Genomic DNA, 25,525 nt, shown 5'->3' on the forward strand with positions numbered 1-25,525 from the left:
CTCCTTGCGATGAGAAAACCGACCGGGTATCACCCGCCCCGGTCCTCGGGCCGCGGCGCCCCGCTCACCTACCGGCGAGCGCGTGGGCCGTCGGCCGCCATCCGCCTGTGACGTCCTCGTATCGACTGCAGCGGCGGGTAGAGCCACTTCTTCAGAAGCCGCTGCAGCCGCGGCATGACCAGCCAGGTCACCATCGCGGTCACCCCGAGACACAAGGCCAGGGTCCGCAGCAGAAAATTCGCGTCCTTGATGAACGGGATCACCAGCACATTGAAGATGAGAACCGGAGGGAAGACCGCGCTCAGATTCACCAGCCACAGCTTCCATTTGGGCGGTGGCGGTAACGGCCGCACCGGCCCCTTGAACCAGTTCTCCAGTCCCGAGGTGCGCTGTGTTCCCTTTTCCTGGACGAACGGCCCGGTACGGGACGCCAATCGTGCGCGTTCCAGTGAGGAATCCCATGCCCGGGCCGGCCCTTCCGCCTCGAACCGGTAGAGGACGTGCCACTCCGAGGAGGTCGAACCGGATCCCATCACCCCGCCCCCGAGATATCCCGGAAGGCTTGCCGCGGCATTGAGCATCTCGATCGCCCAGGCATAGAACTCGCTTTCGCGGCCGGGGTCCACCCGGTATGCGGCAGTCACCGTGACCGGTTCACTGTCCACTCCAGCCGCAACTCCTTTCCGTGCCGTTGGCTTCGCCTGTCGCGTCCGGCGAGATGACACGAAGTGTTCCACACCGTGCGATCGGGAACAGTGGAATGCTCAACAACGTACATAAAAACTCGGAAAGGCCGCCGTGACCTGGGCGTTATCTACGGTTCGAGGTTCTGCCGGGACCGCGACGGGGTCGCTGATAAAGAATCTCCGAGCGGGATTGAACATGCGGAAGCGCCGGGCCGTATGAAACGTAATGCGGCCCGGCGCCTCGTGGTTTCGATCAACTCGATCACAGCTCGATCAGCCGGGTCAGCCGGGTCGGCTGGGTCGGCTCGATGAGCTTCGGTCAGCCGAGTACCTTCTCCAGCGCCGCCAGCGCCCCCTCCAGCTCCGCACGGGTGATGGTCAGCGGCGGTGCCAGCCGGATCGTCGAGCCATGGGTGTCCTTGACCAGGATCCCCTCGGCCATCAGCCGCTCGCTCACCTCGCGGCCGGTGCCGAGCGCGGGGTCCACGTCGACGCCCGCCCACAGCCCCCGGCAACGGTGGCCCACGACGCCCTTGCCGGTCAGCGCCGCCAGCCCGTCCCTCAGCACCTCGCCCAACTCCCGTGCCCGGCGCTGGAATTCGCCGGTGCGCAACAGATCGACCACGGCCGAGCCGACCGCCGCGGCCAGCGGATTGCCGCCGAAGGTGGAGCCGTGCTCGCCGGGGCGCAGCACCCCGAGCACCGCACGGTCGGCCACCACCGCCGACACCGGCACGATGCCGCCGCCCAGCGCCTTGCCGAGCAGCAGCACATCCGGCATCACCGACTCGTGCTCGACGGCCAGCGTGGTGCCGGTGCGGCCCAGACCGGACTGGATCTCATCGGCGATGAACAGCGTCCCGGTGCGCCGGGTCAGCTCGCGCACTCCGCGCAGATAGCCGTCGTCGGGGATGACCACGCCCGCCTCGCCCTGGATGGGCTCGATGAGGACCGCCGCCGTGGTCTCGTCCACGGCGGCCTCCAGCGCCGCGAGGTCGTTGTACGGCACGACGCGGAAGCCCGGGGCGAACGGGCCGAAGCCGTCGCGGGCCACGGGGTCGGTGGAGAAGCCGACGATCGTCGTCGTACGGCCGTGGAAGTTGTCGGCCGCCACCACGATGGTGGCCTGGTCCGGGGCGACGCCCTTCACCTCGTACGCCCATTTGCGGGCGACCTTGATGCCGCTCTCCACGGCCTCCGCGCCGGTGTTCATCGGCAGCACCATGGAGAGCCCGGTGAGCTCCGCCACCCCCTCGGCGAACCCGGCCAGCCGGTCGTTGTGGAAGGCCCGGGAGGTCAGCGTGAGCTGGTCGAGCTGGCGGTGGGCGGCCTCGATCAGCGCCGGGTGGCGGTGGCCGAAGTTGAGGGCGGAGTACCCGGCCAGCATGTCCAGGTAGCGGCGCCCCTCGACGTCCCACACCCAGCTGCCCTCGGCGCGGGCGACGACCACGGGCAGCGGGTGGTAGTTGTGCGCGAGCGAGGTCTCCTCGGCGTGGATCAGCTCCCGCGAGGAGCGGGCGGCGCCGTTCGCCGCGGCCGGGCCGGAACCGGCGGCGGTGGCGTCGAAAGCGGCGGAACCGGAGGCGGTGGGGGTGGTGGCGGTCATCAGCGGATCTCCTGTGTGCAGCACTTGATGCCCCCGCCGGCCTTGTGCAGTTCCGACAGGTCGACGGGGACGGGGACGTAACCGCGGTCGGTGAGCTGGTCGATGAGCCCGGTGGCCTGGGGCGCGACGAAGACATGGCGGCCGTCGGAGACCGAGTTGAGCCCGAAGGCCATGGCGTCGTCACGGGTGGCGATCAGCGCGTCGGGGTAGAGCCGCCCCAGCACCTCACGGCTGCCGGGGGAGAACGCCTCCGGGTAGTAGGCGATGTTCCGGTCGTCGAGGACGAACAGCGCGGTGTCCAGGTGGTAGAAGTACGGGTCCACCAGCAGCAGGCTGATGGTCGGCACCCCGAAGAACTCCTGCACCTCCTGATGGGCCGCCCGGGTGGTGCGGAAGCCGGTGCCGGCCAGGACATAGGGCCCGGCCGGTACCAGGTCGCCCTCGCCCTCGCACACCGATTCCGGCGGATGGACGTCGAATCCCGCCGCCTTGAACCACCGTTCGTAGGCGAGCTGTTCCGGCCGGCGCTGCGGTGCGTGGAATCGCGAGCCGAAGACCCGGCCCTCCAGGACGAGGGCCGAGTTCGCCGCGAACACCATGTCCGGGAGTCCCGCCACCGGTTCGATGAATTCGACCCGATGACCGTGGTCGCGGTAGGCGCGGATCAGCGTCTCCCATTGCGCCTGGGCGAGGTCGGTGTCGACCTCGGTGTCCTCACGCATCCAGGGATTGATGGCATACCGCACATCGAAATATCTGGGGGCACAGGTCAGGAAGCGCCTGGGGCGCGGCACACGCGTAAGGGGCAACGGAGGATTCCTCTCGCTTCCGCGGGCGACCGGGGGGATGAATCAACGGTAGAAAGCGGAGGAGAGGGGAGACAAGGAAAGAAAACTGCGTGTCGACGCACCGACGCTGCGTGCCGGGGCCGGTTCGCGGCGGTTCATTGCGTCGCGGTCGCGGGAGGGGCCGCACCGGCCTCCGCACTGCCCGTGAGCAGGTGCGACAGCACCATGTAGCTGATCGTCTGGCGGACGAAGGGCTCGGCCCGGATGCGCTCGAGCACCTCCTCGAAATGCTCCACATCGGTGGCCATGACATGCAGCAGGGCGTCCGCGCCGCCGGTCACCGTCATGGCCGCGATGATCTCCGGATAGTTGCGCACGACCTCCGCGAGGCGCCGGGGTGGCGCGGCGCTGTCGCAGTACACCTCGACATACGCCTCGGTCCGCCAGCCGAGGGCGGCCGGGCGCACGGTGGTGGTGAAGCCGGTGATCACATCGGTCTCCCGCATCCGGTCGACGCGGCGCTTGACCGCGGAGGCCGAGAGCCCGATCGCGGCGCCGATCTCCGTGAAGCTGGTCCTGGCGTTGGCGACCAGCGCCGCAACGATTTTGCGGTCCAGATCGTCGAACGGTACGGACTGATGTGTCATGGTCTGTCATCCTTTGCGTTTTTCGCCCCCTGTGCGAAGGGGCCCCTTCCCTGTGCTCAAAAGCGCCCCATACTCAGTGAGTGCCTGGGGCGTCTTTTTCTCTACGCTCTTTCAGAAAGATTCCACAAGAGGGGGCGTGAACCGGGGCACGAGCCCCCGTTTCTCCGGGGTCGCGCGGTATGGGCTCCGGGGGTACAAGGGCGGTGCGCCGGAACGGCCGAATCCACCGCGCTGATACGACACCACCTACCGTCCGCTGTCCTCCGAGGCGTAGCGTCAACTATTCCCCCCGTCCTTTCCGGACGATGAGCGGCTCCCCCGACGGAGACGACTCGCCATCCGACGGGGAAAGACTTCGAGTACGTCCAACGCCGCGCCGCACGCGCCGAATTCACCATGAAAACCGATTCCGGAACACCGGCGGTGTCACCATGCATTCGGCGACTCGCCGTACCGGCGGCCCCGTACTCCGGTGTGAGCGAAAGGGACCACCGTCATGACCCTCCTCAGATCCGGCAGGGCGTCGTGAGCCCGCGCCGGCACCCACCCCGGCCCGCCCCCGGGGGCCCACGGGACGCCGTCGTCACCGGCCTGGGTTTCTGCCTCCCGGGCGGCGCCGAACCCGTCTTCACCGCGGCCCAGGTGTGGGACATCGCCTCCCGGGGCCGCTCCGTCCTCGACCGGCACGACAGCCACTACGGCGCGGTCCATCTGAGCGCCGAGCAGTTCGGGGAGCGCCTCCCCGACATCCCCGAATTCTTCTCCCGCCACTACACCAACGCGCACCGCTACGGCCTGGTCTCCCTCGTCGAGGCGTGCACCGACGCCGAACTCGACATGGCGGCCGGCGATCTGCGCGAGGCGGCCGTGCTCGTCGGCCGCGGCAGCGTGGACGCCAACGTGGACAGCTATCTCGCCCTGCTCGGCGTCGACCCCGACTCCGCCACCACCCTCGACGCCCTGGAGATGTTCGTCGCCGCCGAACAGGCCGTCTCCCCTTCCGATGTGGCCGTCGTCCAGGGCGCGCTGACCCGGACCGTCGGCCCCTGCTTCACCGTCTCCTGCGGCTGCTCATCCGCCGCCGTGCAGATCGGCCACGCCCGCCGCCTCATCGCGGCCGACGAGACCGATCTCGCGGTGGTGACCGGCGTCGACGTCTTCAACGTCGACCTGATCCAGAAGGGCCGGCGGCTGCTGCACGGCGCCCAGCACGCCTACGACGCGATGGATGCCGCCGGAATGCCCGATCTGCTGCCGTCCTTCGACTCCCTGATGCGCCCCTACGACCGGCGCGCGGACTGCATCAACCACGGTGAGGGATCCGCCACCGTGGTCCTGGAGAGCAGGGAACACGCCGCGCGCCGCGGCGCCCACCTCTACGGCCAGGTGCTCGCCGCCGCCATGACCCGCGACGGCCTGGCCAACCCGCTCGCCGCCGACGGCTCCGGCGCCCAGCTCGCCAGGGCCGTACGCCTCTGCCTGGGCGACCGCCGGCGGATCGAGCAGGTGCCGTACATCAACGGCGCCAGCGACGGCGGCGCGGCCGTCACCGCCATGGAGGCCAACACCATCAGGGAGCTCTACGGCCCCGACCCCGCCGTGCTGATGTCCTCCCAGGAGGGATGCTTCGGCCACCACGGCTCACCCGCCGGCTGCCTCGGCCTCGCCCTGACCCTGATGATGATGGAGTTCGGCGAGGTGTGCCCCACCGCCAACTGCGAACAGCCCGCGGACGGACTCCCCTTCGACCCCGTCCCCGGCACCCGCACCCGTCCCCTCGACTTCGACCACGCGCTCAGCTTCAACTACCAGATCGGTGGCGTGAAGCACGCGCTGCTGCTGGGCGGTCCGGACGCCACCTGAGTCCGTGACCCCCGCGGCGATCTCCACCCCACGGCCCCTCACGGCCCCCACCCCGGGCCGAGCACCACCCACGGAGACCCCGATGCGTCAGCACACTCCCGCCCCCGGCCGTTCCCCCGGCCGCATCGCCATCGTCGGCATGGGCTGCCGGCTCCCCGGTGACACCGACTCACCCGCCGCCCTGTGGCGGCTGCTGGCCGACGGACGCGACGCCGTCGGCGAACCGCCCGCCGAGCGCGCCGCGCTCTGGGCGGCCGACCCCGCCACCCCGCCCGCGTCCGCGCCGCCCGTCCGCGGTGGATATCTGCGCGATGTGTCCGGCTTCGACGCCGACTTCTTCGGCGTCTCCGGACGCGAGGCCGATGTCCTCGACCCCCAGCACCGGCTGCTGCTGGAAGTGGCCTGGGAGGCCCTGGAACACGCCGGAATGCCACCCGACCGGCTCGGCTCCACCGCCACCGGCGTCTTCGCCGGGCTCAGCTACAACGACTACATGAACCGGCTCGACCGGCACCCCCGCGAGCTGGAGGGCTCCGCCCTGGCCAACGGGCACTGCGTGGCCACCGGCCGGATCTCCTACCTCCTCGGCCTCCACGGCCCGTCGGTGGCGCTGGACACCGCGTGCTCGTCCTCCCTGGTCGCCGTCCACCTGGCCGTCCAGGCGCTGCGCGCGGGGGAGTGCGATCTGGCCCTGGCCGGTGGGGTCACACTGATGCTCGAGCCGCGGATCACCCGCTCGTTCGACCGGATGGGCATGCTCTCGCACACCGGCCACTGCCACGCCTTCGACGCCGCCGCCGACGGCTTCGTCCGCGGCGAGGGCTGCGGCATCGTCGTACTCAAACGCCTCCCCGACGCCCTGCGCGACGGGGACCGGATCCTGGCCGTGCTGCGCGGCTCGGCCGTCAACCAGGACGGCCACTCCGACGGCCTCGCCGCCCCCTCGGCCACCGCCCAGCGCGCCCTGTACGAGGAGGCGCTCGGCCGCGCCGGGGTGGACCCCGCGGACGTCGGCATGGTCGAGGCCCACGGCACCGGCACCCCCGTCGGCGACCCGGTCGAGTTCACCAGCCTCGCCCAGGTCTACGGCACCGGCCGCGACCGCTGCGCGCTGGCCTCGGTCAAGACCAACCTGGGCCATCTGGAGACCGCCGCCGGTGTCACCGGGCTGATCAAGGCCGTGCTGTGCCTGGGCCGTGCACACATCCCGCCCAATCTGCACTTCACCCAGTGGAATCCCGCCATCACCGCCGAGGGAACCCGCTTCTTCATCCCCCGCCGGCTCACCCTCTGGCCGGTGCGGACCGGGCCCCGGCTGGCCGCCGTGTCCTCCTTCGGCTTCTCCGGGACCAACGCCCATGTGGTGCTGGAACAACCACCCGCACCCGCCCCCCGCCCCGCACCGACTCGCCTGCGGCCCGTCACCCGCGCCGTTCCGCAGGTGTTCCTCGTCCCCGCCGGTTCCCCGGCCGTGCTGCCCGGCGCCGCCCGCCGGATGGCGGACTGGCTGGAGGGCGACGGCGCCGACACCCCGCTGCGCGACATCGCCCACACCCTGGCGCTGCGCCGTGGCTCCGGCCGCGGCCGGCTCGGTGTCACCGCCGCCTCGCGCGCCGAACTCGTGTGCTCCTTGCGGGCGTTCGCCGACGGCCGGGCCCACCCCGCCGTGGTGAGCGGCGCCGTGGGCGCCGCGGTCTCCCGCCGGCCGATCTGGGTGTTCTCCGGACAGGGCTCCCAATGGCCCGGTATGGGACGGCGGCTGCTGGAGACCGAACCGGTCTTCGCCGAGGCGCTCGCCGAGGCCGACGCCCTCATCGCCGCCGAGTCCGGATTCTCGGTGCTCGACATCGTGCGCAGCGGTGCGCCGGTGACCGGCTGCGGCCGGGTGCAGCCCGTGCTGTTCGCGCTCCAGACCGCGCTCGCCGCCACCTGGCGCGCCCACGGCGTGGAGCCCGCCGGGGTCATCGGCCACTCCATGGGCGAGGTCGCCGCCGCCGTGGTGGCGGGGGCGCTCTCCCTCGCCGACGGGGCCAAGGTGATCTGCCGCCGCTCCGCGCTGCTCACCCGCGTCGCCGGGAACGGCGCCATGGCCACGGTCGGCCTCGGCGCCGACGAGGTGCAGGCCGAACTCGACGGCGGCGGCGCCGAAGCCGTCACCGTGGCCGTCATGGCGGCACCCGGCTCCACCGTGGTGGCCGGGGACACCGCGCACGTCGAACGGCTGGTCGCCGGCTGGCAGGCCCGCTCCGTTCCCGCCGCGCTGATCGCCGTGGACGTCGCCTCGCACTCGCCCCAGGTGGACCCGCTCCTGCCCGATCTGCGCACCGCCCTCGCCGGGCTCGACCCCCGCCGCCCGGACGTGCCCTTCTACACCACCGTCCTGGACCATCCGCACACCCCGCCCGCCTTCGACGCCGACTACTGGTGCGCCAACCTGCGCCACCCGGTCCGCTTCTCCGCGGCCGTCGCCGCCGCCGCGGCCGACCGTCACCTGGTGTACGTCGAGATCTCCCCCCACCCGGTCATCACCCACCCCGTCCTGGCCGGTCTCGCCGGTCTGGTGGACGACCCCGTCGTCCTGCCCACGCTCCGCCGCGAGGAGGACGAGCCGACCACCTTCCGGACCCAGCTGGCCGCGCTGCACTGCGCGGGCGTGCCCGTCGACTGGTCCGTGCTGTACGCGGACGGTGTTCTCACCGACGTACCGCCGATCACCTTCGACCGCACCCGCCACTGGGCCGACGCCCCGCCCCCCGCGCCCGCCGACCCCACCTCGGCCGCCGGGCTGCCCGGCGCGCACCTCGAAATGCCCGGTGAACCCGTCCGCCACTGCTGGCGCGCCCGTACCGGCACCGCGGCCCTGCCCTGGCTCGACGACCACCGGGTGCACGGCGCGCCCGTCCTGCCCGGCGCGGTCTCCTACGCCCTCGCGCTCACCGCCGCCTGCGAGGTGTTCGGCGCCGGGCCCGAGGAGGTCGAGGTCACCGATCTGCGCTTCCGCGAACTGCTGCGGCTCGCCGACCACACCGACCTGTCCACCACGGTGGCCCTCGCCGCCACCGACCGCGCCGAATGCGAGATCTTCGGACGCGACGATGACGGCGCCTGGGTGCGGCAGGCGACCGCGGTGCTCCGCCGACTCGCCGTACCGCCCCGCTCCCGCGCCGCCTCCGTCCGTACCCTCGCCCTGCGCCATCCCGAGCCCATCGAGACCGAGGCGCTGTACGCCGATCTGCGGGCCCGGGGGGTGGCGCACGGACCGGCGTTCCAGGGCATCACCGAGGTGTCCGCCTCCCGCCACGGAAAGAGCTTCTGGGCCCGGGTACGGATCCCCGAGGCCGCCCGCGAACCCGGACCCGGGCTGTGCGTCCACCCCGTCCTGGTCGACCTGTGCGCCCAGTTGCTCAGCGCCGGGCTGCTCGACGAGGGCGACCGGCGGCTGCTGCTGCCCGCGCGGATGCAGGGCGTACGCGTCCTCGGCGACCCCGGGACCGCCGTGTACTGCCACGCCCGGCTCGCCGAGACCACCCCCGGAGCCACCGTCGGCCACGTCCGCCTGCTCGACGCGGACGGCCGGCCGGTCCTGGCCGTCGACGGGCTGCGCATCGTCCACCGGGCCGGGGAGCGTGCGGCCGAGGCCGACCAGTGGTTCCTCGAGGTCGGCTGGCGGCGCACCACCCGGCCCCCGGCCACCCGGCCCCCGGGGCGGTGGCTGGTCGTCGGGGAGGCGGACGGCACCGCCCGCCCGGTGGCCGCCGCCCTGCGCGCCGCCGGGGCCACCGCCCGGGTGTGGGAGGTGCCCCTGGCCGACCAGGGGCTCGACGCGTTCCGCGACGCCCTCACCAACCGGCTCACCCGCCCCGGGGAACGGCCGCGCGCCGTGGTGTTCGTATGCGGCGCGCACCCCGCCGAGGGCGGCGCGCACCCCGCGGAGGGCGGCGCGCACCCCGCGGAGGGCGGCCCGCACCCCGCCGAGGGCGGCCCGCACCCCGCCGAGGGCGGCGCGGAGGACGGGCTGCGCCGCACCCGCCGACTGCTCGCCGCCGCCCAGGCGCTCACCGCCCGCTACCCCGAACCGCCCCGCCTCTACGCCGCCACCTCGGGCGCCCGCACCGTGACCCCCGGCGACCCGGCCGACCCCGGGCAGAGCGCGCTCCGCGGACTCCTGCGGGTGCTCGCCCTGGAACACCCCGAGCTGCGGGCCACCGTCGTGGACACCGACCCGGCCGCCCCCGACCAGCTCGCGGACACCCTCGCCGCCGAACTCCTCGCCGACGGCCCCGAGGACGAGATCGCGCTGCGCGACGGAGCCCGCTACACCGCCGAACTGGACCGCGCGCCCCTCACCGACGCCGAGCGCACCACCGCCGCCGCCCGCACCGTGCGCTGCGGCACCGACGGCTTCCGGCTGCGCGCGGGCCGCCTCGGCGACCTCGGCAGCCTGGAGCTCACCACCGCCACCCGCCGCCCGCCCGGACCCGGTGAGGTGGAACTGCGGGTGCTCGCCGCGGGGCTGAACTTCCGTGACGTCCTCACCGCCATGGGCCTGCTCCCCGGCGACGAGGACATCCGCTACCGGCTCGGCTTCGAATGCGCGGGCGAGGTGACCGCGGTCGGACCGGGCGTCGACCACCTCGGCGCCGGTGACCGGGTGGTGGCCGCCGATGTGCACGGCGGCGCCTTCGGCTCGTTCACCGTCGTCCCCGCCGACCGCACCGCGCCGCTCCCCGAGGGTCTCGACCCGCACACCGCCGCCGGGCTGCCGATCGCGTTCCTCACCGCCTGGTACGCGCTGCGACGCAGCGGCCGGGTGAGCGCGGGGGAGCGGGTGCTGATCCACTCGGCCACCGGCGGCACCGGCCTCGCCGCCATCGCGGTGGCCCGGCTGCTGGGCGCCGAGGTGCTGGCCACGGCGGGCAGCGAGGAGAAGCGGCGCTTCCTGCGGGGGATGGGCATCGCCCGGGTGATGGACTCCCGGTCGCTGGACTTCCGCGACGAGGTCATGGAGGCCACCGGAGGCGAGGGCGTCGACGTGGTGCTCAACTCCCTCTCCGGGGCCGCCATCCGGGCCGGTCTCGAATGTCTGCGCCCCTTCGGCCGCTTCGTCGAACTCGGCGTCCGCGACATCCTCTCCGACGCCCCGCTCGGACTCTCCCCACTGCGCCACAACATCACCTTCTCCACCGTGGACCTCAGAGAGCTCCAGCTGGACCGCCCGCGGGAGTACGCGGCGATGCTGCGCGAGGTGTTCACCGCGATCGGCGAGGGCCGTCTCAAGCCACTGCGCTGCACCAGCTATCCGCTCGCGGAGGTCACCGACGCGTTCCGGCAGATGGCCGGCGCCCGCCACCTCGGCAAACTGGTGGTCACCATCCCGCAGGAGGGCCAGGTCGACGCGGTGCTGCCGGACGGGCCGCTCACGGTACGCGACGGCGGGACGTACATCGTCACCGGCGGCCTGCGCGGCCTGGGGCTCGCCACCGCCCGCTGGCTGGCCCGGCAGGGCGCGGGCCACCTGGTGCTCAACGGACGGACCGCGCCGGTCGGCGCCGCCGCGCGGACGCTCGCCGAGCTCTCCGCCGCCGGTACCAGGATCACCGTCGTCACCGGCGACATCGCCCGCCCGGACACCGCCGAGCGGCTGGTGGCCGCCGCCACCGCCGACGAGGGGGCGTCCCCGCACGGCGTCGTCCACTCCGCGATGGTCCTCGACGACGCGGCCGTGGCCAACATCCGCGAGGACCAGCTGCGCCGGGTATGGGCGCCGAAGGCCACCGGGGCGTGGCGGCTGCACCAGGCCACCGAGGGGCACCGGCTCGACTGGTTCGTGGTGTACTCCTCGATGGCCGCCCTGCTCGGCAACGCCGGACAGGGCGCCTACGCGGCCGCCAACGCCTGGCTGGATGGCTTCGCCGCATGGCGCTCGGCACGCGGGCTGCCCACCCTCGCGGTCAACTGGGGCCCGTGGGGTGAGACCGGAGTGGCCACCGGCTTCGCCGACCGCGGCTACCAGACGATCCCCACCGACGAGGGGCTCCGCGCACTCGGCGCCCTGCTGGCCCATCGGCGGGTGCAGACCGGGGTGATCCCCGGCGAACCCGCCACCTGGATCCCCGCCACCGGCCGCCGGTCCTCCCTGTTCGCCCCGCTGCTCCCCGGCGGCGACACGCCGGCGGCCACCTCCCGGGAGGGCGACGACGACATCCGCGCCCGGCTGGCCGCACTCCCCGCCGGACCGGCCCGCCGCACCGCGCTGGAGTCCTATCTCACCGAGCACATCCGAGCCGTGCTGCGGCTCAGCAGCACCACCCTCGATCCGCGGACCCCGCTCAAGTCACTGGGGTTCGACTCGCTGCTCGCCATGGAACTGCGGGTCCGGCTGGAGACGGGGCTGAGCATCAAGCTCGCGGGTAACTTCGTCTGGCGGCATCCGACCGTGGAGGCCCTGGCCGCCGGGCTCGCCGAGCAGCTGGAGCCCGGCCCCGCCGACCGGCCGGAGGAGCGGCTGGGCACCCCGGGCTGACGGGCCCGCGGGATGGCCACGACGCCACCGGCGGGCGGCTGCGTGGCCATGGGCCATCGGCGGGCCGCTACGGACGGGCGTCCGGGCGCGCCGGGGAATCCGGGGCCGGACGGGCCCAGGCGCTCACGCCCAGCTTGCCGGTGGTGCCCAGGTCGACAAGGTCGGGAACGGTCTGCGCGTCCGTCCCGCCGCCGTTCGGCGCGATCTTCAGATAGCGCCCGTCGGCGGCGGGGCGCGTCACGTCCGTCACCAGATTCCGCCACGCCAGCCGCGCCACCGCCCGTTCGCCGGGCTTCAGCCGCACCGGCCCGGTGGCCGTCTCGAAGCCGTCGAGGGTGGCGATGGCCGAGGCCCCGTGGCTGACCGTGACCTCCAGCGGCTCCAGGTCCTCGTCCAGTACCTGGACGGACGGATGGCCGCTCACCGTATAGGCGCGCGTGCCGCAGTTCACCAGCTCGATCTGCTGCACCCGCAGCCCCATCGCCGCGTTGGCCTCCGCGGCCCGCAGCAGCACCCCCGACTCGGGGCAGGCCGCGGGGGCGGTGGGGGCGGTGGTGCCCGGCGAGACGGTGGGGCCCGCCGGTCGGGACGTGGCCTCGTCGGGCACCCCGGCCACTCCCGACGAGGACTGCGTCCCGCACGCGGTGAGCAGACCGGCCGCCGCGAGCGAGCCGAGCAGCCGTCTTCGGCGGCGTCGGGCGGCGCTCCGCAGGAGGGGCGCCCGGGGTGTGGTGATCGCATCCGTTTCCATGCGGCTCATCCTGCCCCAACGCCGGGCGGGACGAGTCGCGTTGGACCGAACGCCCCGGTCGCGGCGCCAGGACTACAGCGTCACGACGTCCGCCGTGGCCACCGGCCTTCCGCTGACGAACGACTGGTTGGCCGCGAGCCCGGTGACCAGCGCGAGCGCCCCGTCCTCCTCGGTGGCCCGGCGGCGGGAGGCGTCCGAGGCGTCCACGGCAGCCCCTTCGGTGGCCCCCGCTTCGGTGGCCCGTGCCGGATCCACCGGGCCGTCCGCCGGATCCACCGGGCCGTCCGCCGGGGCCACCGGGCCGTAGAGCACATCGAGCATCCGCTCGTCCCCGCCACCGTGCCCGGCGTGGTCGAACGCCGGCAGCTCCACCTCCCGCGGCGGCTCCCACAGCGGCCGCAGCACCAGCCGCGGACCGCCCGCGTTGGCCAGTGCCCGGTCGCCGTGGATGGTGCCGCGGCCGGAGGCGGTGCCCAGCAGCGGCGGCTGCCACGCGCTCTCCTCGACCTCCAGCTCCAGCCGGCCCCGGGTGCCGTTGAACATCACCCGGTAGCCCTCCCAGGGGGAGTAGGCGGTCAGGTGGTACGTCATGGTGGCGCCGGTGTCATAGCGGACCAGCAGCGCCATGTCGTCCTCGATGGTGATGTCGTCGCCGAACACATTGCGGTCGCGGTGGTAGCCGTCCTCGCCCTCGGCGTCCAGGTACAGCGAGCGCATCGCGTCGTTCTCGGCGAGTTCCAGCGCGAACGGGTCGTCCCGCGCGGCGGCGGCGCCGTGGGCCCGCTCGTACTCGCGCCGGTAGCCGCTGCGCTCGCCCGCCGCACGGCCGTAGAAGCCGAGCCGGCCGTAGCCGAACACCTCCTCCGGCCGCGCCCCCAGCCACCAGTTGACCAGGTCGAAGTGGTGGCTGGACTTGTGCACCATCAGCCCGCCGCTGTGCTCCTTCTCGCGGTGCCAGCGGCGGAAGTAGTCGGCGCCGTGCCGGGTGTCCAGCAGCCACTCGAAGTGCACCGACAGCACCTCGCCGATGGCGCCGCCGGACAGCTGCCGGTGGACCTCCTCGTGCACCGGGTTGAAGCGGTAGTTGAAGGCGACCGCCAGATGGTTGCCGGTCTCCCGGACCGTCTCCAGGATGCGGCGGCACTTGGCCGCGTCGGTGGTCATCGGCTTCTCGGTGACCACCCGGCAGCCGGCTCGCAGCGCGGGCACGATGTACGCGTCGTGCAGCGCGTCCACGCAGGTCACCACCACCTCCTGGATATCGTCCGCGCGCAGCCGGCGCTCGAACTCCGCCGGCCCCCAGGCGGCGGCCTCCGGCTCGCCCGCCTCCTTCAGCAGCCGCTGGTGGTGGGCGATGCGCACCGGGTTCGGATCGCACAGCGCGGCGACCCTCAGCCGTGGGCGGCGGGCCAGTGCCTCGGTGAACATCTGGGCCCGGGAGCCGGTGCCCACCACCACGGCCCGGGACGGGGTGCTGCCGACGGTCATGCGTCCTCCAGCGGAAGCAAACGATTCAATCCGAAGTCGATCAACGCCTGCGCAGAATAGGACGATCGGCGGCCCGCCACCACGGGGAGCGCCGACACGGCGCCGGGGCGCCCGCGCCCGTGGGTGCACCGGCGAACCCTGTGCAAGGATGAAATGTGAGGATATGACCTCCAGGGTTCCGGCTGCGGTGGACGTGTCCGGCCGCTGTCGGCGCCCCTCATAGGTCCCGGGAGGGCGACGGGCCATGACCGATATCCAGGAGTCGCTGCGCGATGTGATGGAGTGCGAGGGCGTACTCGCGGCCTCACTTGTCGACTATCTGAGCCGGATCACCCTGGGCGCCGTCCAGACCCCGCAGGGCCCGGACCTGGAGAAGGTGGCCTACGGGGACACGGATGTGCTGCGGGCCAAGCTGGCCACTCTGGAGTTGCTCGGCTACAGTCCGGAGCGGCTCGAGGACATCGTCGTCACGCTGGACACCGAGTACCACCTGATCCGTCCGATCAGCCGGCGCGCCAGCCAGGGGGTCTTCCTCTATCTGGTGGCCGACCGGGCGCGGGTGGATCTGGACGTCGCGAGGGCCACCATGCGCGATGTGGCCCTCCGGCTCGATGTGTGACCGTGTCCCCTCGCCCCGACGGGGCCGGTGGCGCGCCCGTCGAGGGGGCCATGGTGAGCGTTGTGTGGGCGGGGCGCCACGTATCGTGCCGAGGCGTATCACGGACCGGGACGGCCGCGGATCGTGCGCCACGAGGCTTCCCGGTCGGAGGGGAGTAAATGGTAGGAAGGGTGCGTGGTCGGAGTTTTCGGTCGATCCAGACTTGCCCCGCACACCCCCGCCCGGACGCGCTTCCGCTCGCTCCTGAGCCTGCACAGCTTGAGCGTGCGCAGCATCGCCGGGCAGGTTTTCGCTGTCCAAGTGGTGCTCGTGTGCCTGCTCATCGTGGCGGCCACCACGGCGCTCATCCTCCAGGCCCGTATCGACAGCGAGCAGGAGGCACTCAACCGCGCCACCGCCGTCGCCCAGACCTTCGCCACCTCCCCGGGCACCGCGTCCGCGATGCGCACCGAGAATCCGACCACCCTGCTCCAGCCGCGGACCGAGCAGACCCGCAAGCGGGCACATCTGGATTTCGTGGTCGTGGCGGACACCCACGGCATCCGCTACACCCACCCCAAGCCGCAGTACATCGGCAAGACGCTGGTGGCCGACTGGCGGCCGGTGGTGAAGGGCAAGATCGTCACCGAGTCCGTGCAGGGTCCCCTCGGCCGGGAGGTCCAGGCCACCGTCCCGATCCCCAAGGGCGACGGCACCGTGGCCGGTGTGGTGTGCGCCGGGATGACCGCCGCCGATGTGAGCGGCCGGGTCGAGCGCCAGCTGCCGCTGGTCTTCGGCTCCGCCGCCGGTGCGCTCGCGCTCGCCACCGGCGGGACCGCGCTGGTCGGCGGGCGGCTGCGGCGGCAGACGCGAGGGCTCGGCCCCGCCCAGATGACCCGCATGTACGAGCACCACGACGCCGTTCTGCACTCCGTGAAGGAAGGCGTGCTCATCGTCGACGGCCATGGCCGCCTGGTCCTCGCCAACGACGAGGCCGGCCGGCTGCTCGACCTCCCCCCGAACGCCGAGGGCCGCCCCGTCACCGAACTCGGTATCGAGCCGCGCACCGCCGAACTGCTCGCCTCGGGCCGGGTCGCCACCGACGAGGTGCATCTGGCCGGGGAGCGGCTGCTGGCCGTCAACCAGCGCTCCACCCGATGGGACGGCGGGATGTCCGGAAGCGTCGCCACGCTCCGCGACTCCACCGAACTGCGTGCGCTGTCCGGCAAGGCCGAAGTGGCGGAGCGGCGGCTGAGGCTGCTCTACGAGGCCGGCGCGAAGGTCGGCACCAGCCTCGATGTCGTACGGACCGCCGAGGAGCTGACCCGGTTCGCCGTCCCGTGGTTCGCCGACTTCGCCACCGTCGACCTCGTGGACCCCGTGCTGCGCGGCGACGAGCCCGTGGGCAGCGCCATGCGCCGCACCGCCACCTGTGGCATCCGGTCCGACCATCCGCTGTGGCGGGTCGGCAAGATGATCACCTACAGCGGCGCCGTGCCCCAGGCACTGGGCTTCGGCGCGGGCCGGCCGGTGCTCGAGGCGGATCTGCGGACCTACGAGGGCTGGCAGGAGCAGGACCCCGAGCAGGCGACCAAGATCATCAACTATGGCATCCACTCGATGATCACCATTCCGCTGCGGGCGCGGGACGTCACCCTGGGCATCGCCACCTTCTGGCGCTCGGAGAAGTCCGAGCCGTTCGACGAGGACGACGTGGCACTCACCGAGGAACTGGTCGCCCGCGCCGCGGTCGCCATCGACAACGCCCGCCGCTACACCCGCGAACACGCGATGGCGGCCACCCTGCAGCGCAGCCTGCTGCCCCAGGGCCTGCCCGAACAGGACGCCATGGAGGTGGCCCACCGCTATCTGCCCGCCCGGGCCGGGGTCGGCGGCGACTGGTTCGACGTCATCCCCCTGCCCGGCTCCCGGGTCGCGCTCGTCGTCGGCGATGTCGTCGGCCACGGACTGCACGCCGCCGCCACCATGGGCCGGCTGCGCACCGCCGTGCACAACTTCTCCGCGCTCGACCTGCCGCCCGATGAACTCCTGGCCCATCTCGACGAACTGGTCAGCCGGTTCGACCAGGACCAGGCCGCCGCGGGCACCGACGCCCCGGGGATCAGCGGCGCCAGCTGTCTGTACGCCATCTACGACCCGGTCTCCGGCCGCTGCACGATGGCGGGCGCCGGCCACCCGGGCCCGGCGGTGGTCCTCCCCGACTCCACCGTGACCTTCCCCGACGTCCCCCTCGGCCCGCCGCTGGGCCTGGGTGGCGAGCCCATCGAGACCGTCGATCTCGAGCTGCCCGAGGGCAGCCGGCTGGCCCTGTTCACCGACGGGCTGATCCGCGACCGCGGCCGGGACTTCGACGAGGGGCTCGGCGTGCTGCGCACCACCCTCGCCGGGCTGCCCGGGGGCACTCCGGAGGAGACCTGCCAGGCCGTCTTCGACACCATGGCGTCCTCCCACCCCGGCGACGACATCGCCCTCCTCGTGGCCCGCACCCATCTGCTGGACCCCGGGCACGTCGCCGAATGGGAGCTGCCCTCCGACCCCGCCGCGGTGGCCCGGATCCGCAACGAGGCCGCCGAGCAACTGAGCACATGGGGTCTTGAGGAGGTCGGCTTCACGACCGAACTCATCCTCAGCGAGCTGATGACCAACGCCATCCGCTACGGATGCAGCCCCAGCCGGGTCCGGTTGCTGCGCGCCCGCACCCTCATCTGCGAGGTGGCGGACGGCTCCAGCACCTCCCCGCATCTGCGCCGCGCCGCCACCACCGACGAAGGCGGCCGAGGGCTCTTCCTCGTGGCCCAGTACGCCCAGCGCTGGGGAACCCGCTACACTCCCAACGGCAAGATCATCTGGGCCGAACAGCCCCTGACCGCTCCGGTGACACCGCTGGGCGCGTGCACGGGCGACGACCTCCTGGACCAGTGGGCCGACATTCCCGGCTGATCCCGATTGGCGCCGAGGCCCCGTCAGACGACACCCTCATGGCGTAAAGCGCCGCTCACCACGGGCCGTTGGGCCCGGCGGCGCGATGGGCTATGGAGGAATGCGGCATGCGCAAGAGGCTGCGGGAGCGGCTGCGGTACTGGTTCGACGGGACGATGGACCGTGGTACCCCGGCTCTGATCGGCTGGCTGGGGCTGGCCTCATTGGCGTTGATCACCCTGGTCTCCGGGGCGGCGGTCGCCTTCGCCCACAAGGACACCAACGACAACGGCGGCTGGCTGGGCATCGTCTGGATGAGCCTGCTGCGCACCCTCGACCCGGGCACGATGGGCGGGGACAGCGGCCGGCCGCTGTTCCTGGTCCTCATGCTCACGGTGACCATCGGCGGCATCTTCATCGTCAGCGCGCTGATCGGTGTGATGACCACCGGCCTCGAGGCCCGGATCCAGCAACTGCGCAAGGGCACCTCACGGCTGATCGAGCACCACCACACCATTGTGCTGGGCTGGTCGGAGCAGGTGTTCACGGTGATAGCGGAGCTGGTGGAGGCCAACCAGAGCGAGCGGCGCTCCTGTGTGGTGATCCTCGCCGACCGGGACAAGGTCGACATGGAGGACGAGATCCGGCGCCGCATCCCGGACACCGGGAAGACCCGGGTGGTCTGCCGCTCGGGCAATCCGCTCCAGCGCGGCGACCTGGAGCTGGTGAGCCCGGACAGCGCCAAGTCCATCATGGTGCTCTCACCCGTCGGGGAGGACAGCGACATCGACGTCATCAAGTCGCTGTTGCTGCTGAACAGCCGCACCTGGACCGGGACCCGGCCCAATGTGGTGGCCGCCGTGCAGAGTTCGGCGAACCTGGCGGCCGCCCGGCTGGCCGCGGGGGACCACGCGCTGGTGATCGACGCCGATGACATCGCGGTCGGGCTGATCGTGCAGTCCCACCGCCAGTCCGGTCTCTCCACCGTCTTCAACGAACTGCTCAGCTTCATCGGCAATGAGATCTACCCGTGGGACGAGCCCGCACTGGCCGGCACCACCTACGGGGAGTCGCTGAACGCCTTCGAGCTCGGTGTGCCCATCGGCGTGCACCGCGCGGACGGCGAGGTGCTGGTCAACCCGACCATGGACACCGTGATCGGGCGCGGGGACCGGCTGCTGATGGTCGCGGAGGACGATCTGCTCATCAAGACGGCGGCCACCCGGCCCCGCATCCTGCGCCCGGCGATGGCCGCGGCCGCGTTCCAGCCGCCGGTGCCGGACCGTACGCTGCTGATCGGCTGGAACTCCCGCGCGGAGAAGATCATCGCGCAGCTCGACCTCCTGGTGAAGCCCGGGTCGGTGGTCGACATCGCCGCCGCGCGCCCGCCCCGGGAGGAGGCGAACCGGGAGCTGAGGAACCTCACCGTCGGCTTCAAGTACTGCGAGCCCACCCGCCGTCCGTCGCTGGAGGCGCTCGGGCTGGACGGCTACCGCCACATCGTGGTGCTGACGGACGACGGGATCGACCCCGGACGCGCCGACGACCGCACCCTGGTCACCCTGCTCCACCTGCGCGACATCGAGATCCAGCTCGGCGATCCGTACTCCATCGTCACCGAGATGCACGACGACGCCAACCGCGAGGTCGCGCAGGTCACCAAGGCCGACGACTTCATCGTCTCCACCAAGGTGATCAGCCTGCTGCTGACCCAGCTCACCGAGAACCGTCATCTGCACGCGGTCTTCGCCGACCTCTTCGACCCGCAGGGATCCGAGATCTACCTCAAACCGGCACCCAGCTATCTGATACCCGGCGCGGAGGCCAACTTCGCCACCGTCATCGAGGCCGCCCGCCAGCGCGGCGAGACGGCCATCGGCTACCGCCTGGCCCGGCACGGCGACGAGCCACCGCTCTACGGAGTCCACCTCAACCCGTCCAAGACCGCGCCGCTGACCCTGGAGGAGGGTGACGCGGTCGTGGTCCTGGCCGAGGACTGAGAGCCTGTGCGCGGGCGCGGAGCGTCAGCCGAGCGCGCGATGGGCACCTGGGGTGTGGCCGAAGGCCCGGCGGAAGACATCGATGAACGCGCTGCTGGACGCCCAGCCGCAGCGATGCGCCACGGCGGTGACCGGGACGCCCTCGGCCAGCAGCCGCAGGGCGTGGTGCAGCCGGAGCTGGGTGCGCCACCGTGGGAAGGTCATCCCCAGCTCCGCCCCGCACAGCCGGGTCAGGGTGCGCTCGCCGACCCCGACCGCGGCGCCGAGGTCCGCCGGCCGCGCGGTGTACTCGATGATCAGCTCGCGCAGCAGCGGGGTGACGCCGAGGACCGCGGGCCGCTCCAGCCGCAGCGGGTTGTCCGCCACCGCCAGCCCCACCAGATGGAGGTCGGTGGCGCCGTACGAGCGGTGCTCATGGACGGTCCCGGCCGGAATCCAGAGCGCCGGGTCGGCGGGCGCGATCCAGCTGCCCGCGTCGGTGGTGACCGCCAGCACGCCGCGCCCGGCGTAGACGATCTGGTGCTCGTCGTGCCGGTGCGCATCGATGCCGCCACCGGGGGGCAGCGGAAGCCGGCCCGTCGTCGCCTGCGGAGCGTGGCGGATTCTCTCCATCGCGACCTCATGGTATCGGCCACCCGTGCCGGTGGCCGGGGCGCGGATTCCGCCGCGGCCGTCAGTGGACGGCCGGCGCGCCGTCCACGTTCATGATGGTGCCGGTGGTCCACCCGGCCCGGGGGGAGGCGAGAAAGGCCGCCGCGGCGGCCACCTCATGGGGTCCGCCGGCCCGGCCCGGGGGAGGGTAGTCCGGGGCGTGACCGGCCCCGTGCCGCTCCCCGGCGCTCATCGCGACGAGGCGGTCCCGCTCACACGCCGGGGCGGGCACGGCACCGGGGGCGATGCCGTTGACCCGGACCCCGGAGGGGCCCAGTTCGTTGGCGAGCGCCCGGGTCATCGCGTTGATGGCACCACGCGTGGCGGAGTAGGCCGCGGACGGGCGGTCGGCGGACGCCGTGTGGGCCCAGTAGCTGCTGATGTTGATGATGCTGCCACGCCCCTCGATGAGCGCGGGCAGCAGCGCCTGGGCGAGGAGGAAGGGCACCCGGACATTGTGGTGCAGCATGGCGTCGAAGGAGTCGGCCGAGGTCTGGGCGAGCGGGCTGAAGTGTGCCGTGCCCGCGTTGTTGACCAGGGTGTCCACCCGTTCGGTGAGCGCGAGCACCTGACGCGCGGCGGCGGTCGCGGCGCCGGGGTCGGCCAGGTCCACGCAGAGCCCGCGTACGGTGGTGCCGTGTCCGGCCAGGGTGTGGCGGGCCCGCTCCAGCTTGTCCCGGTCATGGGCCAGCAGCACCAAGTCGGCGCCCTCCACCGCGAAGGCGTCCGCGATGGCGTAGCCGAGGCCCTCACCGGCTCCTGTGATCACCGCGGTGGTGCCTGCGAGGTGGCTCATGCGCGGGCTCCCTTCGAGGTGTCGGTCCTGTAGCGGCGGCCTCCCTGAACGGACAGATCTTGCCCGATTGGATCTTCAGCGTATGTATCCGGACAGATTCTGTCCATTTGATCGTCCGTCGGGTCGCCGTACGACCGGCTCCGATGACACTTCCGTACCGCACACTGGGGTGTCATGGAGCTGCAGATCACCGCCACCTCGCCCGAACATCCGGCATCCCTGCTCGATCTGCCGTGGAACATCCCGCTGGCGGAGTGGCCGGAGGAGCAGCTGGTCGCGCTCCCCCGGGGCATCTCCCGCCATGTCGTGCGCTTCGCGCAGGCGGGCGGCGAGATCGTGGCGGTCAAGGAGGTCGGCGAGTGGGCGGCGGTGCGGGAGTACGGGCTGCTGCGCGATCTGGACCGGCTCGCGGTCCCCGCGGTGGACGCGCTCGCGGTGGTGACCGGGCGCACCGACGAGCACGGCGAGCCGCTGGAACCGGCGCTGATCACCCGCCATCTGGTGGGGTCGCAGCCGTACCGGTCGATGTTCCAGACGACCATGCGGCCCAGCACCATCAGACGGCTGCTCGACGCGCTCGCCGTACTGCTGGTGCGGTTGCACCTGGCCGGGTTCGCCTGGGGCGACTGCTCGCTGTCCAACACCCTCTTCCGGCGCGACGCGGGCGCGTACGCCGCGTATCTGGTGGACGCCGAGACCGGGCAGATCCAGCCGAGGCTCACCACCGGGCAGCGGGAGTACGACGTCGAGGTGGCGCGGGTGAACATCGCGGGCGAGCTGATGGACCTGGAGGCGAGCGGTTCCCTGCACCCCTCGGTCGACCCGGTGCTCTTCGGCCAGGCCACCGTCGAGCGCTACTGCGACCTGTGGCATGAGCTGACCCGTCAGTCGGTCTATCCACTCGCCCAGCGCCACGCCATCGACCAGCGCGTCCGGCGCCTGAACGACCTCGGGTTCGACGTGGCGGAGATGCAGATCGAGCGCTCGCCCGACGGCGACACCGTCACCTTCGTGCCCAAGGTCGTGGACGCGGGCCACCATCAGCGGCAGTTGCTGCGGCTGACCGGGCTCGACGCGGAGGAGAACCAGGCCCGCAGCCTCCTGAACGACCTGGATACCTGGATGGCCAACCAGGACGACTACGCGCCCGGCGATCCGCTCGGCGCCCGCCCGGAGGTGCTCGCCCACCGGTGGGTCCGCGATGTCTTCCGGCCCACCGTGCGGACCGTGCCGAATGAGCTGCGCGGTGTCACCGACACCGCGCAGATCTACTACGAACTGCTCGAACACCGCTGGCTGTTGTCCGAGCGGGAGGGCCGGGACGTGGGTCTGGACGCCACGGTCGAGGACTACATACGGACCGTCCTGAACCATCAGCCCAACGACTGAACGCCCCGCGGCCGGGCGGGCGTTCAGGACTTAGCGGTCAGCACGTCCCGGATCGACGCGATCACGCGCGGCGCCTGGTCGTTGAGGTAGAAGTGGCCACCGGGGTAGACCTGGAGATCGAAGCCGCCGGTGGTGTGCTCGCCCCAGGCGCGGGCCTCCTCGACCGTCGCCTTGGGGTCGTCGTCCCCCACATGCGCGTGGATGGGCGTCGCCAGCCGCGGGCCGGGGGTGTAGCGGTAGGTCTCGGCCGCCTTGTAGTCGCTGCGGATCGAGGGCAGCACCATCCGGAGGATCTCGTCGTCGCCGAGGAGCGAGGTGTCGGTGCCGCTCAGGGCCTTCATCTCGGCGATCAGCCCGTCGTCGTCGCGGAGGTGGACGGACTCGTCACGGTGGCAGGACGGGGCGCGCCGCCCCGAGGCGAACAGCGCCACCGGCTGCACGCCCTTCTGCTCCAGGCGCAGGGCGATCTCGAAGCTCAGCGTGGCACCCATGCTGTGGCCGAAAAGCGCCACCGGCTTGTCCGTATAGGGCAGCAGCTCGGGCACCAGCGCGTCGGCCAGCTCGGCGATGTTGTCTATGCACTTCTCGTTGCGCCGGTCCTGGCGCCCCGGGTACTGCACCGCGAGCACGTCGACCGTGGGTGAGAGCGCCTTGGAGACGGGGAAGTAGTAGGAGGCGGACCCGCCGGCGTGGGGCAGGCAGACGAGTCGCGTCGCCGCGGTCGGCGCGGGGTGGAACTGCCTGATCCACAGGCTTGTGCCGGTGGGGTTTGCGGTCACGTGATGTCCTTTCGTCCGCTCGCTCTGCGGCGGCTGTCGGGTGGCTGTCACGCGCGTGCCTCGGGTCGCGCGCAGACCAGTAGACCACCCTGCCGGTCCCATCCGATCTGCGGCCACCCCTATTTCGGCCGGGAGTCCCCTAGTATTTCCCTCGTGTCGGTCATGTGCGGGAGGCGGTCAGTCCGCCCCGTTCGGCCGTCCGCAGCGCCAGGGCCGCCAGCGCCTCGGGGGCCCCGGCCTGGCCGCGGATCCCCGGGAAGGCGTTGATGTCCACGATCAGCGGGGCGCCGCCGCCCGCGTCGATCAGATCCACACCGTAGACCTCCAGCGAGAACACCGCCCCGACCCGGAGCACCGGATCCAGCCAGCCAGGAGGCAGCGCGTCCAGGGCGAGCGGCAGGTTCGGACCGCGGCCACCCGCCGCCAGCTCCGAGCGGCGCAGTGCGGCGAACACCCGGCCCGCGACCACCCACAGCTTGTGGTCCCAGCCGTCGTTCGGGACGAAGTCCTGCACCACCACCGGCTCATCCGCCCAGTCCGCGGTCAGGGCACGCAGCCGTGCGGTGTCGTCCACGCGCGCCACCAGGTCATGGCGGCGGCTGTGGCGGCTCTTGACGACGACGGGACGTCGGGGCGGCTCGGCCGCAAGTCCGGCGAGCGAGGCCACGGTACGGGTGGGGGCGAACGGCAGACCGGCGCGGAGCGCCCGTTCGGCCATCACCGTCCGGTCCTGGCACCGCGCGGTGGCGGCGGCGGAGTTCACCACCGGGGCGCCACGCCGCTCCAGGGACCGGGCGAGCGCCAGCGCGGGCGGTGTCCGGGCCTTCAGCAGATACACATCGGCGAGTTCCCCGGGGGAGGCCGGGCTGCCGTCGCCGCGCAGGTCGAGGGCCACCACCTCATGGCGGGGGGCCAGCAGAGCCGTGGCATCGGCGAGGAGTTGATGGCCGGGGTCGGCCGTGATCAGGCCGATCCTCATCGGCCGCCGCTCACCGTGGTGGTCATCCGGCTCGTGGCGGCGGCCGGGACCGGCCCGGAAGCGTGTACCGGCGGCTCGGCTCCGGTGAGAGCGCCGACCAGTCCGGGCCCGGACCGGCCACCGCCCCCGCGCGCCAACTCCAGTACCGCGCGCCCCACCCGGGCCGCCGCGTCCGGCACCTCCTTGAAGCTGGGGAAGTCGTTCACATCGACGACCACCGGCCCGTCCGGACCCAGCAGCACGTCCACCCCGTACAGATCGAGACCGTAGACCGCGCCGACCTCGGCGGCGATGGCCGCCACTTCGGCGGAGAGCGGTACCCGCCGGCCGCGGGCGCCCCCGTCGGGGCCGAGCGGTGACATCCGTTCGGTGGCGTACAGCTCCCCGCCCACGCAGTACACCTTGAGGTCGATGCCCGAATTCGGCACATACGGCTGGGCGATGAGCATGCCCTCCGCCGCCAGCTCGGAGCGCAGCGCCCTGAGCCGGTCCGGGGTCGGCACCAGCCGCACGGCCCGCCCCGAGCTGCCGTCCGCGGGCTTGACCACCAGCGGGAACTCGGCCTCCGGTATCTCCTCGAGCGCCTCGGGCCGGGCCGCCGCGTAGGTGGGTGGCATCGGCAGGCCACGGCCGCGCCCGATGGCGGCCGCCAGGGCCTTGTCCCGTACGCCGCGGATGGAGCGGGCGTCGTTGACGGTGGTCAGCCCGACCGCCGCCGCGGCCTCCAGCAGCGTCAGGCCGGGCCCTCCGGAGACCGTCTTGAGCACCCAGGCGTCATGGCTGCCCGCCCGCACCACGTCGGACATCCGCATCAGGGAACGACCCGGCCGGATCACGTCCACCTGGTGGCCCCAGGCGGAGAGCTGACGGATCACCTCACGCGGCATGCCGTCATGGCGATAGCGCTCCTCCACCAGAAAGCAGAGTCTCATCGGCCTTCTTCCTCGTCACCGGACAGGTCCCCGGGTCGCTGCCGAGAGTGTCCGGCGCGCCATGGCTTCTCAGGATGTCATCCGCCGTTCTTTTACGATCTCCTGGGCC

Annotated in this window: 17 protein-coding genes; 6 read left to right on the forward strand and 11 right to left on the reverse strand. The window is 72.5% G+C overall.

From position 1 onward, the window contains the following. Positions 1-68: 68 nt before the first annotated feature. From NP777_RS10435 to NP777_RS10450, 4 genes are all read right to left on the reverse strand, one after another. Positions 69-665 (reverse strand): hypothetical protein, encoded by a 597-nt coding sequence (locus NP777_RS10435; RefSeq protein WP_256649809.1) that lies wholly within the window; start codon positions 663-665, stop codon positions 69-71. Positions 666-1,005: 340 nt separating this feature from the next. Continuing rightward, positions 1,006-2,292 (reverse strand): ornithine--oxo-acid transaminase, encoded by a 1,287-nt coding sequence (gene rocD, locus NP777_RS10440; protein WP_256649810.1) that lies wholly within the window; start codon positions 2,290-2,292, stop codon positions 1,006-1,008. Beyond that, on the reverse strand, positions 2,292-3,101 hold the full coding sequence (gene ddaH, locus NP777_RS10445; RefSeq protein WP_037950441.1) for a dimethylargininase: 810 nt from the start codon (positions 3,099-3,101) through the stop codon (positions 2,292-2,294). Before ddaH ends, rocD begins: the two co-directional genes overlap by 1 nt. Positions 3,102-3,235: 134 nt before the next feature. Then, positions 3,236-3,727, reverse strand: a complete 492-nt coding sequence (locus tag NP777_RS10450; RefSeq protein WP_020866202.1) for an Lrp/AsnC family transcriptional regulator — start codon at positions 3,725-3,727, stop codon at positions 3,236-3,238. A 525-nt stretch (positions 3,728-4,252) separates the two neighbouring features. On the opposite strand from NP777_RS10450, the gene NP777_RS10455 reads away from it, so the two are divergent. After that, a complete protein-coding gene (locus NP777_RS10455; RefSeq protein ID WP_256649811.1) occupies positions 4,253-5,590 on the forward strand; it encodes a beta-ketoacyl synthase N-terminal-like domain-containing protein in 1,338 nt (445 codons plus the stop codon). An 82-nt stretch (positions 5,591-5,672) separates the two neighbouring features. Then, a complete protein-coding gene (locus NP777_RS10460) occupies positions 5,673-12,113 on the forward strand; it encodes a type I polyketide synthase (protein WP_256649812.1) in 6,441 nt (2,146 codons plus the stop codon). 67 nt (positions 12,114-12,180) lie between these two features. Here NP777_RS10460 and NP777_RS10465 read toward each other — a convergent pair whose 3' ends face one another. Both NP777_RS10465 and NP777_RS10470 read right to left on the reverse strand, forming a co-directional pair. Further along, positions 12,181-12,864: a DUF4232 domain-containing protein gene (locus NP777_RS10465; protein ID WP_256649813.1), complete on the reverse strand. Its 684-nt coding sequence runs from the start codon at positions 12,862-12,864 to the stop codon at positions 12,181-12,183. Positions 12,865-12,936: 72 nt separating this feature from the next. Then, on the reverse strand, positions 12,937-14,352 hold the full coding sequence (locus NP777_RS10470; RefSeq protein ID WP_256649814.1) for a Gfo/Idh/MocA family protein: 1,416 nt from the start codon (positions 14,350-14,352) through the stop codon (positions 12,937-12,939). 244 nt (positions 14,353-14,596) lie between these two features. Here NP777_RS10470 and NP777_RS10475 point away from each other — a divergent pair, with 244 nt between their 5' ends. The 3 genes from NP777_RS10475 (at position 14,597) to NP777_RS10485 (ending at position 19,890) form a co-directional block, all read left to right on the forward strand. Continuing rightward, positions 14,597-14,971: a hypothetical protein gene (locus NP777_RS10475; RefSeq protein WP_256649815.1), complete on the forward strand. Its 375-nt coding sequence runs from the start codon at positions 14,597-14,599 to the stop codon at positions 14,969-14,971. Between the two features lie 258 nt (positions 14,972-15,229). After that, positions 15,230-17,911, forward strand: coding sequence for a SpoIIE family protein phosphatase (locus NP777_RS10480; RefSeq protein WP_391858477.1), 2,682 nt, complete (start codon positions 15,230-15,232; stop codon positions 17,909-17,911). A 107-nt stretch (positions 17,912-18,018) separates the two neighbouring features. After that, on the forward strand, positions 18,019-19,890 hold the full coding sequence (locus tag NP777_RS10485) for a CASTOR/POLLUX-related putative ion channel (protein ID WP_256649816.1): 1,872 nt from the start codon (positions 18,019-18,021) through the stop codon (positions 19,888-19,890). Positions 19,891-19,914: 24 nt separating this feature from the next. On the opposite strand, the gene NP777_RS10490 is transcribed toward NP777_RS10485, so the two are convergent. Together NP777_RS10490 and NP777_RS10495 are read right to left on the reverse strand one after the other, a co-directional pair. Beyond that, on the reverse strand, positions 19,915-20,502 hold the full coding sequence (locus NP777_RS10490; RefSeq protein WP_256649817.1) for an AraC family transcriptional regulator: 588 nt from the start codon (positions 20,500-20,502) through the stop codon (positions 19,915-19,917). A gap of 61 nt (positions 20,503-20,563) precedes the next feature. Continuing rightward, positions 20,564-21,337 carry an SDR family NAD(P)-dependent oxidoreductase gene (locus NP777_RS10495; protein WP_256649818.1) on the reverse strand — a complete coding sequence of 258 codons (774 nt, stop codon included), beginning with the start codon at positions 21,335-21,337 and terminating at the stop codon, positions 20,564-20,566. 174 nt (positions 21,338-21,511) lie between these two features. Here NP777_RS10495 and NP777_RS10500 point away from each other — a divergent pair, with 174 nt between their 5' ends. Then, complete coding sequence (locus NP777_RS10500) at positions 21,512-22,726, forward strand: DUF4032 domain-containing protein (protein ID WP_256649819.1); 1,215 nt, start codon at positions 21,512-21,514, stop codon at positions 22,724-22,726. 23 nt (positions 22,727-22,749) lie between these two features. Here the strand turns inward: NP777_RS10500 and NP777_RS10505 are convergent, their stop codons facing one another. The 3 genes from NP777_RS10505 to NP777_RS10515 form a co-directional block, all read right to left on the reverse strand. Further along, a complete protein-coding gene (locus NP777_RS10505) occupies positions 22,750-23,505 on the reverse strand; it encodes a thioesterase II family protein (protein WP_256649820.1) in 756 nt (251 codons plus the stop codon). 160 nt (positions 23,506-23,665) lie between these two features. After that, positions 23,666-24,484, reverse strand: coding sequence for an ATP-grasp domain-containing protein (locus NP777_RS10510; protein ID WP_256649821.1), 819 nt, complete (start codon positions 24,482-24,484; stop codon positions 23,666-23,668). Then, positions 24,481-25,416, reverse strand: a complete 936-nt coding sequence (locus NP777_RS10515; RefSeq protein WP_256649822.1) for an ATP-grasp domain-containing protein — start codon at positions 25,414-25,416, stop codon at positions 24,481-24,483. Before NP777_RS10515 ends, NP777_RS10510 begins: the two co-directional genes overlap by 4 nt. Positions 25,417-25,525: the final 109 nt, after the last annotated feature.

It is taken from the genome of Streptomyces rugosispiralis (genome assembly GCF_024505145.1).
Taxonomy (GTDB): domain Bacteria; phylum Actinomycetota; class Actinomycetes; order Streptomycetales; family Streptomycetaceae; genus Streptomyces; species Streptomyces rugosispiralis.

Excerpts from the sequence above, each read along its gene's own strand:
- rocD (WP_256649810.1), bottom strand. The coding sequence starts at position 2,292 with ATGACCGCCACCACCCCCACCGCCTCCGGTTCCGCCGCTTTCGACGCC.
- NP777_RS10495 (WP_256649818.1), bottom strand. The coding sequence starts at position 21,337 with ATGAGCCACCTCGCAGGCACCACCGCGGTGATCACAGGAGCCGGTGAG.
- NP777_RS10485 (WP_256649816.1), top strand. The coding sequence starts at position 18,019 with ATGCGCAAGAGGCTGCGGGAGCGGCTGCGGTACTGGTTCGACGGGACG.
- NP777_RS10460 (WP_256649812.1), top strand. The coding sequence starts at position 5,673 with ATGCGTCAGCACACTCCCGCCCCCGGCCGTTCCCCCGGCCGCATCGCC.
- NP777_RS10515 (WP_256649822.1), bottom strand. The coding sequence starts at position 25,416 with ATGAGACTCTGCTTTCTGGTGGAGGAGCGCTATCGCCATGACGGCATG.
- NP777_RS10510 (WP_256649821.1), bottom strand. The coding sequence starts at position 24,484 with ATGAGGATCGGCCTGATCACGGCCGACCCCGGCCATCAACTCCTCGCC.
- NP777_RS10470 (WP_256649814.1), bottom strand. The coding sequence starts at position 14,352 with ATGACCGTCGGCAGCACCCCGTCCCGGGCCGTGGTGGTGGGCACCGGC.
- NP777_RS10475 (WP_256649815.1), top strand. The coding sequence starts at position 14,597 with ATGACCGATATCCAGGAGTCGCTGCGCGATGTGATGGAGTGCGAGGGC.
- NP777_RS10490 (WP_256649817.1), bottom strand. The coding sequence starts at position 20,502 with ATGGAGAGAATCCGCCACGCTCCGCAGGCGACGACGGGCCGGCTTCCG.
- NP777_RS10465 (WP_256649813.1), bottom strand. The coding sequence starts at position 12,864 with ATGGAAACGGATGCGATCACCACACCCCGGGCGCCCCTCCTGCGGAGC.
- NP777_RS10450 (WP_020866202.1), bottom strand. The coding sequence starts at position 3,727 with ATGACACATCAGTCCGTACCGTTCGACGATCTGGACCGCAAAATCGTT.
- NP777_RS10500 (WP_256649819.1), top strand. The coding sequence starts at position 21,512 with ATGGAGCTGCAGATCACCGCCACCTCGCCCGAACATCCGGCATCCCTG.